The sequence below is a fragment of the Arthrobacter psychrochitiniphilus genome (assembly GCF_003185915.1).
GTDB lineage: Bacteria > Actinomycetota > Actinomycetes > Actinomycetales > Micrococcaceae > Specibacter > Specibacter psychrochitiniphilus.
In genome coordinates this window covers 55920-69890 of record NZ_QHLZ01000005.1, presented here as the reverse complement: position 1 = coordinate 69890, position 13971 = coordinate 55920, and the positions used below count along the sequence as shown (strand labels likewise).

Annotated in this window: 10 protein-coding genes; 3 read left to right on the top strand and 7 right to left on the bottom strand. The window is 60.2% G+C overall.

The window, feature by feature from the left end; translation table 11 throughout:
* The first annotated feature begins 82 nt into the window (after positions 1-82).
* The gene (locus tag CVS29_RS09120) at positions 83-1897 is read left to right on the top strand and encodes an AMP-dependent synthetase/ligase (RefSeq protein WP_110106024.1); all 1815 of its coding nucleotides are present in this window, start codon (positions 83-85) and stop codon (positions 1895-1897) included.
* 128 nt (positions 1898-2025) lie between these two features.
* Here the strand turns inward: CVS29_RS09120 and CVS29_RS09115 are convergent, their stop codons facing one another.
* Positions 2026-5421 carry a pyruvate carboxylase gene (locus tag CVS29_RS09115; protein ID WP_110106023.1) on the bottom strand — a complete coding sequence of 1132 codons (3396 nt, stop codon included), beginning with the start codon at positions 5419-5421 and terminating at the stop codon, positions 2026-2028.
* A gap of 282 nt (positions 5422-5703) precedes the next feature.
* Positions 5704-8580 carry an aminomethyl-transferring glycine dehydrogenase gene (gene gcvP / locus CVS29_RS09110; RefSeq protein WP_211315121.1) on the bottom strand — a complete coding sequence of 959 codons (2877 nt, stop codon included), beginning with the start codon at positions 8578-8580 and terminating at the stop codon, positions 5704-5706.
* 151 nt (positions 8581-8731) lie between these two features.
* On the opposite strand from gcvP, the gene CVS29_RS09105 reads away from it, so the two are divergent.
* Positions 8732-9568 (top strand): ParA family protein, encoded by an 837-nt coding sequence (locus CVS29_RS09105; RefSeq protein ID WP_110106022.1) that lies wholly within the window; start codon positions 8732-8734, stop codon positions 9566-9568.
* A 154-nt stretch (positions 9569-9722) separates the two neighbouring features.
* On the opposite strand, the gene CVS29_RS09100 is transcribed toward CVS29_RS09105, so the two are convergent.
* From CVS29_RS09100 to gcvH, 5 genes are all read right to left on the bottom strand, one after another.
* Entirely contained in the window at positions 9723-10259 is a 537-nt protein-coding gene (locus tag CVS29_RS09100; protein WP_179442535.1) for a MerR family transcriptional regulator, read from the bottom strand.
* A gap of 317 nt (positions 10260-10576) precedes the next feature.
* Entirely contained in the window at positions 10577-11095 is a 519-nt protein-coding gene (locus CVS29_RS09095) for a bifunctional nuclease family protein (RefSeq protein ID WP_110106020.1), read from the bottom strand.
* Positions 11092-11817 carry a transcriptional regulator FtsR gene (gene ftsR / locus CVS29_RS09090; protein ID WP_245932172.1) on the bottom strand — a complete coding sequence of 242 codons (726 nt, stop codon included), beginning with the start codon at positions 11815-11817 and terminating at the stop codon, positions 11092-11094. Before ftsR ends, CVS29_RS09095 begins: the two co-directional genes overlap by 4 nt.
* A gap of 49 nt (positions 11818-11866) precedes the next feature.
* Positions 11867-12367 carry an FHA domain-containing protein gene (locus tag CVS29_RS09085; RefSeq protein WP_110106018.1) on the bottom strand — a complete coding sequence of 167 codons (501 nt, stop codon included), beginning with the start codon at positions 12365-12367 and terminating at the stop codon, positions 11867-11869.
* Positions 12368-12510: 143 nt separating this feature from the next.
* Positions 12511-12897 (bottom strand): glycine cleavage system protein GcvH, encoded by a 387-nt coding sequence (gene gcvH, locus CVS29_RS09080; protein ID WP_110106222.1) that lies wholly within the window; start codon positions 12895-12897, stop codon positions 12511-12513.
* Between the two features lie 198 nt (positions 12898-13095).
* On the opposite strand from gcvH, the gene CVS29_RS09075 reads away from it, so the two are divergent.
* Complete coding sequence (locus CVS29_RS09075; protein WP_110106017.1) at positions 13096-13821, top strand: TMEM175 family protein; 726 nt, start codon at positions 13096-13098, stop codon at positions 13819-13821.
* Positions 13822-13971 lie beyond the last annotated feature (150 nt).

The following is a 13971-nucleotide window of genomic DNA, read 5'->3' as shown; positions in this document are numbered from 1 at the left end:
ACATTATGGTTCCGTCGGATAACGCACTTCGCGGATAGAGTAAAGCAACACGATCGCAGGTCCACATAACAAAGGAGCTATTGTGCAAGAGATTTCCGTTCCGGCAAAGGTTGTCAGTCCAAGCACCATGAACACCACCGACTTTGTGCTGCGTCAGGCAAAATTGGCTGCCAACCCGGCACTTTTCTCCAAGCGCAATGCTGATAACGTCTGGGTTGACATCTCCGCCAAAGAGTTCTTAGCTGACGCCAGCGCCATCGCCAAGGGCTTGATTGCCTCCGGCATCACTGTGGGTGACCGCGTGGGAATCATGGCCCGCACCCGCTACGAATGGTCCCTGGTGGACTTTGGAATATGGTTTGCAGGTGCCGTTTCCGTGCCGATCTACGAAACTTCCTCTCCTTCACAGGTGGCGTGGAACTTGGGTGACTCGGCCGCCGTGGCAGTCTTTGCCGAGACCGGCGCCCACGAGAACATCATCCGGCAGGCCGCTCACAACGAGAACTTAACAACCCTGGCCCACGTGTGGCAGTTGGAAGGCGATGGCCTGGACGCCTTGCGTGAAGCAGGCCGTGAGGTCAGCGACGAGGCTTTGGAAGCAGCGCGCAGCGCCAATGGCCTCGATGACGTGGCCACCATTATCTACACCTCAGGCACCACAGGCCGCCCCAAGGGCTGCATGCTCACACACAGCAACTTTGTGGAACTCAGTGAGAATGCTTTGGCGGTGTTGGGCGATACAGTTGTCCCGCCGGGATCTCAAACCATCATGTTCCTACCGCTGGCCCACGTGTTCGCCCGGTACATTTCCGTGCTTGCTGTTGCCGGAGGCGCCAAAGTTGGGCACACCCCGGACATCAAGCACCTGCTCGAAGACTTGCAAAGCTTCAAACCCACGTTCATCCTGGCCGTGCCGCGCGTCTTTGAAAAGGTATACAACTCTGCCTCTTTGAAGGCAGAAGGTGAAGGCAAGGGCAAGATCTTCGCCGCTGCCACCAAGACGGCCATTGACTACTCACGCGCCACTCAAGAAGGCGGCGCCGGCATAGTACTCAAAGCCAAGCATGCTCTCTTCGACAAACTCGTCTACACGAAGTTGCGGGCCGCCATGGGCGGCAATGTTCGTCACGCAGTTTCAGGCGGCGGGCCGTTAGGTGAACGCCTGGGGCACTTCTTCCAGGGCATTGGGTTACAGATCCTGGAAGGATACGGCCTGACGGAGACCACAGCACCCATCACGGTCAACCGACCAGAACGCATTAGGATCGGCACCGTAGGGGCCCCGCTACCGGGAAACGCGGTCAAGATTGCGGACGACGGCGAAATTCTAGCCAAGGGCGTCTGTGTCATGAAGGGCTACTTCGGCCGTGATGATCTCACGGCAGAAACCTTCGTAGACGGTTGGTTCCGCACCGGCGACATTGGCCAACTCGACGACCAGGGCTTCCTGAAAATCACGGGACGCAAGAAGGAAATCATTGTCACCTCCGGCGGCAAGAACGTGGTTCCGGCCCTGCTCGAGGACCAGATTCGTGCCGATGCGATCGTCTCGCAGTGTGTTGTTATTGGCGAGCAACGCCCGTTCATTGCCGCGCTTGTCACCCTTGACGAAGACGCTCTTCCGCAGTGGGGTAAGGCTCACGGCCTGGCGGCTGGCATCACCGTGGCCAAGGCCGCCCAGGACCCCATCGTCTTGGCTGCTGTTCAGAACGCGGTAAACCGGGCCAACTCCACTGTCTCGTCAGCGGAGGCCATCAAGCAGTTCAGGATTGTTGACACCGACTTCACCGAAACCTCAGGCCACTTGACGCCCTCCCTGAAGGTCAAGCGCGCCCAGGTCATGAAGGACTTCGACTCCGTGGTGGAGGAGATATACCTGAGCAAGAAACCCGGCTAGTCACCCACACAAACAACTCGGGCCTCGATGAGCTCGACCACGCAGGACGGATGTCTGCGCCAATGGTCAAGCTCATCGAGGCCCTTTTTGCTGAATTAGCCCTCCCTAAGAGACGGCGGCACCGGTTGCTAGACGATGACCACCAGCAGGTCACCACCTTGTACCTGGGAAATGCCAGATACTGCCAGACGGGAGACGGTGCCGCCCACCGGCGTCGTGATGGAGGCTTCCATCTTCATAGCCTCGATGGTGGCAACGGTGGCACCCGCCTCAACCACGTCACCGACAGCAACCTTGAGGCTCACGGCGCCAGCGAAGGGTGCGGCAACCTGTCCTGCCACGGACTCCTCAGCCTTCTCGGCAGCTTTGACCGTGCTTTCAATGCTGCGATCGCGCACCACCACGGGCCGGCTTTGACCATTGAGTTTGGCCATGACTGTACGCATGCCCTTCTCATCGGGCTCAGAGACGGTCTCCAGCTCGGCGATCAGGCGCACACCCTTGCCCAGCGCCATCACATGCTCCACACCGCGGCGCAGGCCGTACAGGTAATCCCGGGTATCCAGGACAGAGATGTCGCCGTAGCTCTTGCGGATCTCCTCGAAGTCCTTCGTGGGCCCGGCGAACAGCAACCGGTTCAGTGCCGCACGGCGGGTGGCACTGTCTCCGGCCAGCTGGGCACTGTCATCGGCGGTGAGGGTGCCCATGCGTTCCACGACGGTGCGCCCCTGCAGCGCCTTGGTGCGGAACGGCTCGGGCCAGCCACCGGGAGGGGTGCCCAGCTCGCCGCCCAAGAAGCCCACTACCGAGTCCGGGATATCGTAGTTCTGCGGATTCTCCTCGAAGTCTGCCGGGTCTGCCTTGATGCCAACCAGGTGCAGGGCCAGATCTCCCACTACCTTGGACGACGGCGTGACCTTGACCAGGTGTCCCAGGATCCTATCCGCTGCGGTGTACATGTCTTCGATTTCCTCGAAGCGCTCCCCCAAGCCCAGCGCGATGGCTTGTTGGCGCAGATTGGAGAGCTGACCGCCGGGGATCTCATGGAGGTACACGCGGCCTGTAGGGGCAGCCAATCCCGATTCGAACGGTGAGTACAGCCGGCGTACTGCCTCCCAGTACGGCTCGAGTGAGCTGATGGCAGCCAGATCGATCCCGGTGTCCCGCTCGGTGTGCGCCAGGGCGGCCACCAGAGCGGAGGCCGAGGGCTGGCTCGTGGTGCCGGCCAGCGCAGCAGAGGCGACGTCAACGGCGTCGACCCCTGCATTGATGGCGGCCATCAGGGTGGCAAGTTGGCCACCGGCCGTGTCATGGGTGTGCAGGTGTACCGGGAGGTCGAAGCGCTCGCGCAGGGCCGTGACAAGCTTCGCGGCAGCTGCCGGACGCAGCACGCCCGCCATGTCCTTGATGGCCAGGATGTGGGCGCCGGCATCAACAATGCGTTGGGCCAGTTCCAGGTAGTACTCCAAGGTGTAAATGGTCTCGGCCGGGTCCAGCAGATCCCCGGTGTAGCAGAGTGCCACCTCGGCCACGGCGGTGCCGGTGGCGCGCACGGCCTTAATGGCCGGCTCCATCTGGTCCACATCATTAAGCGCATCAAAAATGCGGAAAATGTCAATGCCACTCGCGGCAGCTTCTTGGACAAAAGCGTCGGTGACCTCGGCCGGGTACGGGGTGTAACCCACCGTATTGCGCCCGCGCAGCAGCATCTGCAGGCAGACATTCGGCAGGGCCTCGCGCAACTGGGTCAGGCGCTGCCACGGGTCTTCGCCCAGGAAGCGCAGGGAGACGTCATAGGTGGCGCCACCCCAGGCCTCTACGGAGAGCAGCTGGGGCGTCAGCACGGAGACCGCCGGCCCAGCCGCCAGCAGGTCCCTGGTGCGTACCCGGGTTGCCAGCAGCGACTGGTGTGCGTCACGGAAGGTGGTGTCCGTGACGGCCACGGCGGTCTGGGCGCGCAATGCGGCGGCGAAGCCCTCAGGCCCCAGCTCGGCGAGTTGCTGGCGTGAACCGGCAGGTGCATCAGCAAGGTCCACGGCGGGCAGCTTGCGGGCCGGATCCTCCAGCACCAAAAGCTCACCATTGGGCTTGTTCACCGTGACATCAGCAAGCCAGGTCAGAAACTTGGTGCCACGGTCGCTGGAGACATGAGAGTTCAGCAGTTCTGGGCGCTCATCAATGAAGGAGGTGGCCACATCCCCGGCATTGAATGCCGGGTCATCCAGGACTGCCTGCAGGAAGGCGATGTTGGTGGAGACGCCGCGGATACGGAACTCGGCCAATGAACGGCGGGCGCGTGAGACTGCCGTCTTGTAGTCGCGGCCTCGGCAGGTGAGCTTGACCAGCATGGAGTCAAAGTGTGGGCTGACCTCGGCGCCTGTGTAGATGGTGCCGCCATCGAGCCGCACACCTGCACCACCGGCGGACCGGTACGTGGTGATCGTGCCAACGTCGGGACGGAAACCGTTGGAGGGGTCTTCCGTGGTGATGCGGCACTGGAGCGCCGCACCCTTGACGTGGACGTTTTCCTGACTCAGGCCCAGATCGGCGAGGGTTTCACCGGCGGCAATGCGCAACTGGGCTTGGACCAGGTCCACGTCCGTGATTTCTTCGGTTACCGTGTGTTCGACCTGAATACGGGGGTTCATTTCAATGAAAACGTGCTGACCTGCCCGCTCACCGACCGTGTCAACAAGGAACTCAACTGTTCCGGCGTTGACGTAGCCCATGGCTTTGGCGAACTTTACGGCGTCAGCATGCAATGCTTTGCGGATGTTTTCATCCAGGTTCGGGGCAGGAGCAATTTCCACAACCTTCTGGTGGCGGCGCTGCAGCGAACAATCACGCTCAAAGAGGTGAATGACGTTGCCCTCGTTATCGGCCAGGATCTGGACCTCAATGTGGCGCGGGCGCAGCACTGCTTGTTCCAAGAACATGGTGGCGTCACCAAAGGCTGCATCAGCCTCTCGCATGGCCGCCTTCAGAGCCTCTTCGAGGTCTTCAGCCTTTTCCACCCGGCGCATGCCACGGCCACCGCCGCCAGCCACCGCTTTGGCGAAAATGGGGAAGCCAATCTCCGCAGCGGCACCCAGCAGGTACTCAAGATCCGCGCTCGGCTCGCTGGAACGCAGAACCGGGATGCCAGCCTTGCGGGCCGCGTCCAAGGCGTGGACTTTGTTACCGGTCAACTCCAGCACTTCAGCCGGCGGACCAACAAAAGTGATTCCGGCTTCACGGGCCGCACTGGCCAGCTCAGGATTTTCGGACAAGAAGCCGTAGCCCGGGTAGATGGCATCCGCACCGGATTCCTTGGCTACTCGGATCACCTCGGCAACGTTCAGGTAGGCCCGGACCGGATGCCCTTCTTCGCCAATCAGGTAAGCCTCATCAGCCTTCTGACGGTGGATGGAAGTGCGGTCCTCATAGGGGAAAACCGCTACCGTCTTGGCACCGAGCTCGTAGCTGGCACGAAAGGCACGGATAGCGATCTCGCCGCGGTTGGCAACCAGAATTTTCGAAAACATCTCACTCCTGTGTGGACGATACCGTTTGGCTGCTGCACCGCGAAGGCAGCGCAGCAGCGAACTTAGAGGAACCGGCCCCGTGTGAATCCAGGCCGGCACCCCGTCTTAATAAAGCCGAGTCTGTATGAAGCAAAATATCTAACGCTCCAAAGGACTAGAACTTCCGATCCTGCGATGCCCCACAAACTGTGCTGCTCATCACCGTTGTCAGCGTAGCAAATCCTGCCACCAAACCAACTGTGACTCCGCACACAGTTGGTTTGGTGGGGAGAACCACCTCGTTTAGAAAACTTCCGCTAATTCTTCAATGGACGGGCAGGAGCAGACCAAGTTGCGGTCCCCGTACGCCTGATCGATCCGGCGCACTACGGGCCAGTACTTGGCCCGAGGGTCCACACCCGCCGGGAAAACAGCGGTTTCGCGGCTGTAGGGGTGTTCCCACTCCTGTGCAATGCTTTGTGCCGTGTGCGGTGCGTTGACTAGCGGGTTGTCCGCAGCCGGCCATTGCCCGTCCTGGACAGCTGCAATTTCTTGACGGATGGAGATCATGGCGTTGATGAAGCGATCAATTTCAGCCAAGTCCTCCGATTCCGTGGGCTCCACCATCAAGGTGCCCGGGACGGGGAAGGACATGGTGGGAGCGTGGAAGCCGTAGTCGATGAGGCGCTTGGCCACATCATCCACGCTGACACCGGAATCCGCGGTAATGCCGCGCAGATCCAAAATGCACTCGTGAGCCACCAGATCATTGGCGCCCGTGTACAGAACCGGGTAATGCTCGCTCAGGCGCCGGGCAATATAGTTCGCAGAGAGGATGGCCGTCTGGGTGGCCAGGCGCAGCCCGTCCGGTCCCATCATGCGGATATAAGCCCAGGAGATGGGCAGGATCGACGCCGAACCGTACGGTGCGCTGGAAACCAGACCCACCGTGGTGTCTGCGCCGAGCTCGCGGGCGGGCAGGTGTTTGGCCAGGTGGGCACCAACAGCTACGGGGCCCACGCCTGGACCGCCGCCGCCGTGCGGAATGCAGAACGTCTTGTGCAGGTTCAGGTGGGAAACGTCGGCACCAAATTTCCCGGGCTGGGCCAAACCAACCAGAGCGTTCAAGTTGGCACCGTCCACGTAAACCTGGCCTCCCGCGTCGTGGATCATGGCGCAGATGTTGGAAATCTCCGTCTCAAACACGCCGTGGGTTGACGGGTAGGTGACCATGATGGCAGCCAAGTTGTTTTCGTGGACGTGGATCTGGGCCTTCAGATCATCAATATCAACGTTGCCGAATCCGTCCGTGGCAACCGGGACTACCTTCAGCCCGGCCATGACGGCTGAGGCGGCGTTGGTGCCGTGCGCGGAAGCGGGTATCAGCACAATATCGCGGTGCGGGTTGCCGTTTTCCACGTGGAAGGCGCGGATGGCCATGAGGCCAGCAAATTCACCTTGCGAACCGGCGTTGGGCTGAACCGAAACGGCGTCATAGCCGGTAATTTCCGCCAGCCAGGACTCCAGCTGTGTGGCCATTTCCACAATGCCCACGGTGTCCGCGGCGGGTGCGAACGGGTGCAGGTTGGAAAATTCCGGCCACGTCACGGCAGCCATCTCGGCGGTGGCGTTGAGCTTCATGGTGCACGAGCCCAAAGGGATCATGCCGCGGTCCAGCGCATAGTCTGCATCCGAGAGTTTACGCAGGTAGCGCAGCATCTGGGTCTCTGAGTTGTGCGCGTGGAACACCTCATTGCTCATGAAGCCCGTGGCACGGTGCGGGGTGGGAAGCAGAACATCCTCCGCAAACTGGGCAATTTTCGGCCCCTGAGCGGAGGGAGACTGTGCGCCGGTGAACTCAGTGCCAAACAGTGTGGCGAACCCGGCAACGTCTGCTTCCGTGGTGGTTTCATCGACGGCAATCTGCACGTGATCGTGGTCCACCTGGCGCAGGAGGTAGCCAGCGGCGTGGGCTGCCGCCACCAGCTCAGCGGCTGCGTGGCCGCTAACAGAGGCTATCCGGATCTTGAGGGTGTCAAAGTAGTTGGCGTGCACCACGGTGTGACCGGCAGCCGTTGCAGTCTCTGCAACAGCCACGGCCATGGCATGGACGCGGGTGGCAATACGTTTGAGGCCTTCGGGGCCGTGATAGACGGCGTACATGCCAGCCATGACGGCCAGCAGCACCTGTGCCGTGCAAATGTTGGAGGTGGCCTTCTCGCGGCGAATGTGCTGCTCACGGGTCTGCAGTGCAAGGCGGTAGGCCTGGTTTCCGGCGGCGTCCTTGGAGACGCCCACCAAACGGCCCGGCAGTGCACGCTCCAGTCCCTTGCGAACGGCCATGTAGCCGGCGTGCGGGCCGCCAAAGCCCATGGGCACGCCGAAGCGCTGCGAGGATCCCACAGCAAGATCGGCTCCGAGCTCACCGGGAGATTCCAGCAGCGTCAGCGCCAGCAAATCTGCGGCAACCGCCACCAGAGCCTTCTTCTCATGGGCCGCAGCGATGACGGGTCCAAGCTCACGGATCATTCCGGAATCGCCAGGGTACTGCACAAGTACGCCAAAGAACTCAACGTCCGGGAGTTCGTTCTCGAAGTCATGGACCCGCACGGGGATGCCCATGGCCTTGGCACGGGTGTTGATCACGGCCAAAGTCTGCGGGAAAACATCGGCGTCCACCAGCAGCACAGCATCATCGGAGGCACCGCGGTTGCTGCGGCGCATCAAGGCAACGGCTTCGGCCGCGGCTGTTCCCTCATCCAGCATGGAGGCGTTGGCCGTGACCATTCCGGTGAGATCCGCCACAACTGTTTGGAAGTTCAGAAGTGCTTCAAGGCGGCCTTGGGAAATTTCGGGCTGGTAGGGCGTGTATGCCGTGTACCAGGCGGGGCTCTCCAAGACGTTACGCTGGATAACTCCGGGGGTGTGGGTGCCATAATAGCCTTGGCCAATATAGGACTTGTTCACGGTGTTCTTTGCCGCCAGCACGCGCAATTCGGCCAGCATGGCCTCCTCAGACACAGCGGCCTGAAGCGAGAGCGGTTGGCTCATGTAGATCGATTTGGGCAGCGCCGCAATAGAAAGCTCGTCCAAAGAACCAAATCCAAGGACGCTCAACATATGATGAATGTGGGGTTGCGATGCAACCCCGATGTGACGATCGCTAAAGACGGCCGACACAAGGTTGTTTGTGTTTTGGCTCCCGGGCAGAAAATCAAAGGTATTTGTCAATGGGTTCTCCAAGTCGCGAACGTTCCACAGCTATTGTATGTGTCAATGCCAATACCAGGCATATCAGTAAAAAAGCAACGCAAAGGGTAATGGTTCATCCGTGCAAGTAGTGAGTATCAGCAGCCTCAAGGGTGGCGTCGGCAAGACCTCAGTCACGCTCGGTTTGGCCTCAGCAGCGTTGGCTGCCGGCATCCCGACCCTCGTCATAGACCTTGACCCTCATGCCGACGCCACCACCGGGCTAGGTGTTGTCCCGCGCGGTCAGCTAGACATTGGCCAGATGATCAAGAATGCCAAGAAGGTCGATCTTGGTGCCAACGTGGCCCCCAGCGGCTGGTTGGCCGCCCACAAGAACGACGACGGGCCCCTCCCCACGCTTGACGTTGCCATGGGCTCGGCGTTTAGCGGGATTTATGATCGCCCCGATCTGGGCAAACGTGATTTGCGCAGACTTGCCACTCTTTTGGCCAATGCCGACCGTGATGGCAGTGCTCCGTACCAGTTGGTCCTGATTGACTGCCCACCCTCGCTCAATGGTTTGACGCGCATGGCGTGGACAGCCAGCAGCCGGGTTCTTTTGGTGGCTGAGCCGGGCCTGTTCTCGGTTGCCGGCACTCAGCGTACTTTGCGCGCCATTGAGCTTTTCAGAACTGAATTCGCTCCGGCGCTGGTGCCGGCCGGGATTGTGGCCAACCGTGTTCGGACTGGCTCCAATGAGCACGCGTACCGTCTGGCAGAGATGCGAACCATGTTTAGCGATCTACTGCTCTCCCCCACCATCCCCGAACAGGCCAATTGGCAGCAGATTCAAGGTGCCGCACATCCGGTGCACCAATGGCCAGGAGACTCCGCCAAGAACGCCTCAGCTCTCTTTGACCGGTTGCTTGACTCTGTGCTGAACCAGAGCGCCACCCGTAGCCGCCTCTACCGCGGCTAGGATTCCGCACCTGTCAGCGCCGCTTTCGGCCCCGCCAACAAAAATGCCATGGTTTGACGTAAATGCCACAGCTCAAGCTGTGGCATTTACGTCAAACCATGGCATTTCTCAAGGATGGAAGCTGTAGACGCGAATTCACGCGCCAAGGTGGAGATTAGGAGATCTTGCGTGCTTCCCGACGCTTGCTCAGTTCATCGCCAGGAAACGTCTGCACTGCTGCGTGTTCGCTGGGGAGGGCTGCCAAGCTACCCTCAACTTCACGCCAGACCCGGCCAACAGCAATGCCGAAGACGCCTTGGCCGCCTTGGACCAGATCGATGACCTCGTCTGCGGAGGTGCATTCGTAGACGGATGCGCCGTCACTCATCAACGTGATTTGGGCCAGATCTTCAACACCGCGTTCGCGCAGGTGTTCCACGGCAGAGCGGATCTGTTGCAGGGACACTCCCGTATCCAAGAGCCTCTTGACGACCTTCAGGACCAGGATGTCTCGGAAGCCGTAGAGGCGTTGGGAACCTGAACCCGCCGCGCCGCGCACCGCCGGTTCAACAAGCCCGGTACGGGCCCAATAATCGAGCTGACGGTAGGTGATCCCAGCCGCTTTACATGCGGTGGGTCCGCGGTAGCCTGCGTTCTGGTCCAGAACTGGAAGATCCTCGGTAAAGAGCAACCCCTGTGACCCTGCACTCAAAGCCGTGCTGGGGACAGCAGCGGCATTAGTTCCGCCGACGTCACTGGTGGCACTCACGTGGATCCTCCTATTCGAAGCTCCCCTGAATGGATGGTTGCGTTGCACATGGAAGCAAGGCATACAAGGAGAGTCAGAGATAGCCCGTCTCTCAAGTCTGCCCGCAGCAGCCGTGGCTTGCAATGGGGAACTCAATACCTTGACGTTAGATCGGTGCGAGTCCAAGGTCAAAGATCTCGGCACTTCATTTTTAGCGTGTCGAAAGTTTCGACCTCAGCCTGAACCTTAGGTGACTGTGGGAAAGCTCGGAAAACCGGGGTTTACTTCTCAAAATCTTCAGGTTCAACGTCGTTGAGGAATTCCCTAAATTGACGAACCTCACGTTCCTTGGCATCGTCATCGGCACTATCCCCAGCAGCTTCGGCGCCGCCGGAGGCTTCCTCGTGAGGACCAATCTCAACCCCAGCCTCATCCACCAGGCTTTCCGCAGCCCAGATGGAGCAATGGGCACGCTGGGCGATGGCAATGGCATCAGAGGCCCTTGAGCTGACAGTGGTGCTGTCATCCATGACCAGTTCGCCATGGAAAACACCCTCCTCAACCTTGGTCAAATTTACCCGCACTATTTTACGGCCCAGCGCATGGACCACCTCACACAAGAGATCGTGGGTGAGTGGGCGGGGCGGGATGACCCCTTGTTCGGCCAAGGCGATGGCTGTGGCCTCTGCGGCTCCAATCCAGATCGGGATGTGCCGCGGGCCACTGCGCTCGCGCAACAGCACCAGGGGCTGGTTGGAGGGCATCTCGATCCGCACGCCAACAATTTCCACTTCAATCATGAGCTTTCCATCTCCGCAATCCGCACCTGGACCAGGGAGCTGTGCAAGGTCAAGCAGAGTTCGGCAATCTCGCGGGCGGCTTCGGCGGCGCGCACCGCGGATGTGCCATCCTTGCGTGAGGACAGCGGAGCCACTACGCGTTCCACCAAACCGAACTCACGCTCTGCCGCTGCTTGGAACGGGCGCAGGTGCCGCGGTTCAAGCCCGTGCGCGGCCAGTGCGGTGCAGGCCTGGGCAATCTTTACGGCGTGCTCGTCAAAGGTGCCGTCCTTATTTTCCACAAGTCCATAGCTGACCATGGTTGCCAGCAGTTCTGCGCTGGCCCCGGATTCAATCCGCAGTTGCTCGGCCGTCAAACGGCGGGATTTACTCTTGAGTTCTCGGGCAAGTTCGTCAGAGACCATCCGTGGTGCCACAGATACTCCTGGCGGGAGGTTCAGCGGTGTCAAGCCTTGATCTATCGCATCCAAATACTCCCGGATGACCTTCAACGGCAGGTAGTGATCGCGTTGCAGCGCCAGGACAAACCGCAGACGTTCGACGTCGGGCTCCCGGAATTGGCGGTAGCCCGCCGGGGTGCGCTGCGGGGTGATGAGCCCCTTTTCTTCATAAAAACGGATCTTGGACGCCGTCACAGAAGGGAAATCAGCGCACAGCAAAGCAAGCACCTCACCGATATTCAAGATGGTTGCGGCGCCGGTCCGCCGGCTGCTGGAATGCACATCCACCAGCCGGCGCCCTGCTGCGGAATTCACGCTTCCCACGGTGCCCTTAGGAATCCGATGAACTGGTACTGTCACCGGCTCCCGGATTGGCACTGAAGTAGTAGGTCAGGCGGAATTTGCCAATCTGCACCTCGTTGCCGGTCCGTAGCCGGACTGCATCCACCCTGTCACCATTGACGTACGTGCCGTTGAGGCTGCCGGAATCGACAACTTCAAAGCCGCCGTCGAACTTGATGAAGTTCACGTGGCGGCGTGAGACGGTGACATCGTCAAGGAAAATGTCAGCGTCTGGATGCCGCCCGGCGGTGGTCACTTGACTGTCAAGCAGGAAACGAGCCCCTGCATTCGGCCCCATGTGCGCAATGAGCAGAGCCGAACCCGCGGGCAGCGAGTTCACGGCATTTTGTTCATCAGGCGCCAAAATCGGTACCGACGTTGGACCGCCCTGGACCGGAGGAAGCTGAATCGAAGTGGTATCTGGTGCACCGGGCTGATCCTTGAGGCCCGCCTGATCGTTCACCCCGGCGTCGTTACCTCTGTCAACCATTGGTACTCCTCCTTGTAAAAAGTCTTTGAGGGTTCACTCGAACCCACAATATTACCAACTTACGAGCCGTTGCTGTGAATGCTCTGACACGCACCACCCGGTACCGCGGCGCGGACGGGCGTCTGGAACATAGCTTCCAGCTACTAGCCTACCTTTTCCTGGTACTGCGCCGCGCTGAGCAATGAGCCGTAGCTGGACACATCGCTGAGGGTGATTTCCACCAGCCAGCCCGCTCCGTAAGGATCGGAGTTAATAAGGGATGGATCCGCATCCAAATCCTCGTTGCGGGCCGAAACCTGCCCCGTCAATGGTGCGTAAATGTCACTGACGCTCTTCGTCGATTCGACTTCGCCCACCACGGTATCGGCCGTAACATCCGCGCCGTTCTCGGGCATTTGCACGTAGACAACATCTCCCAAGGCGTCCTGGGCGAAATCGGTGATGCCAACCCGCACCACGCCGTCGGCTGTGGGGGCTGAAACCCATTCGTGCTCTGCTGTGTAGGACAGATCTGCGGGAATATTGCTCATGATGGGCACCTTTCGAGGTTCATCGCTGCCGCGCGAAGAAAGTGAAGTTTAAATTAAAACATGCTCCAAGGCCGTTTTCGCTCCTTGACCACGTCCAGTCTTTAGGGTGGAGCCGTTCTTTACAAGTCGAAGGTGCATTCTAGCAAATTAGTCACTTCTGCGCCCGAACCATAGCGCGGACTCTGACATGATTCATCTATGACTGATTCTGTGACGCCTCCCACCGCCGGCGGTTCCCCTAGCAGCCTAGACAACGGCCGCAGGGGCAAAATGCCCGTCTGGCTTGTGCGCACCATCATCGGCGCTATCGCCATAGCCGTTCTTGTCATTGTCTATTTGATTGCCTCGGTGACGGTTCCGTTGATGTGGGCCAACTCCATCAGGGGTCAGATTGGCGGCCAACTGGGTAACAGCATTCCGTTGGGCATGTTTTACGGCTTCGTTTTCACCTTTCTCCCTGTTCTGATTGCCTGGCAGGCGCACCGGAGGGCGTTCAACAAGTGGGTGCGGCTGAGTTTGGTGGCGCTGGGACTGATGCTGCTCATCCCCAACCTGCTGACTCTTGGGGTACTGTACGGCAGCACGCAATCCGCTGCCGACGCCCGGTCCATCTGGGCCAACAGCGCCAACTGGTTTGGTACTTGGAGCCAAGTATTCATGGTGGTTGGCGTGGTCTGTGCCGTGGCGCTCATTGTCCTAGGCAGGATGTGGCTGCGCCGCAGCAAGAAGCTACGTGAGGTCAAGGCAGCGGAAAAGATCGTTCGCAAAGACCAGCAGGAACGGGAGCGGGCATCCCGGCAGGAGGCAAAGACTGCCGCACGTGCTGGCCACACGAAGCCTGCCCCCACACCTGAACTCCCCGGAACCACCCCCGTAAAAACCACCAAACCACGAGAGGGAAAGGCCGGGACGCCCGCGCCGTAGGGCAACTGGGTCACCCGCGCACTCTGGCTTTGCTTGCTTTGGGCGTGCCCTAGTGCTCTGGGCGTTTCCTAGTGAGAGGCACCTTCGCGGTGTAACTGGGACTGCTGACAGACGGCGGGACTCTGCCCCGGGCAGCTACTGCACCGGGCG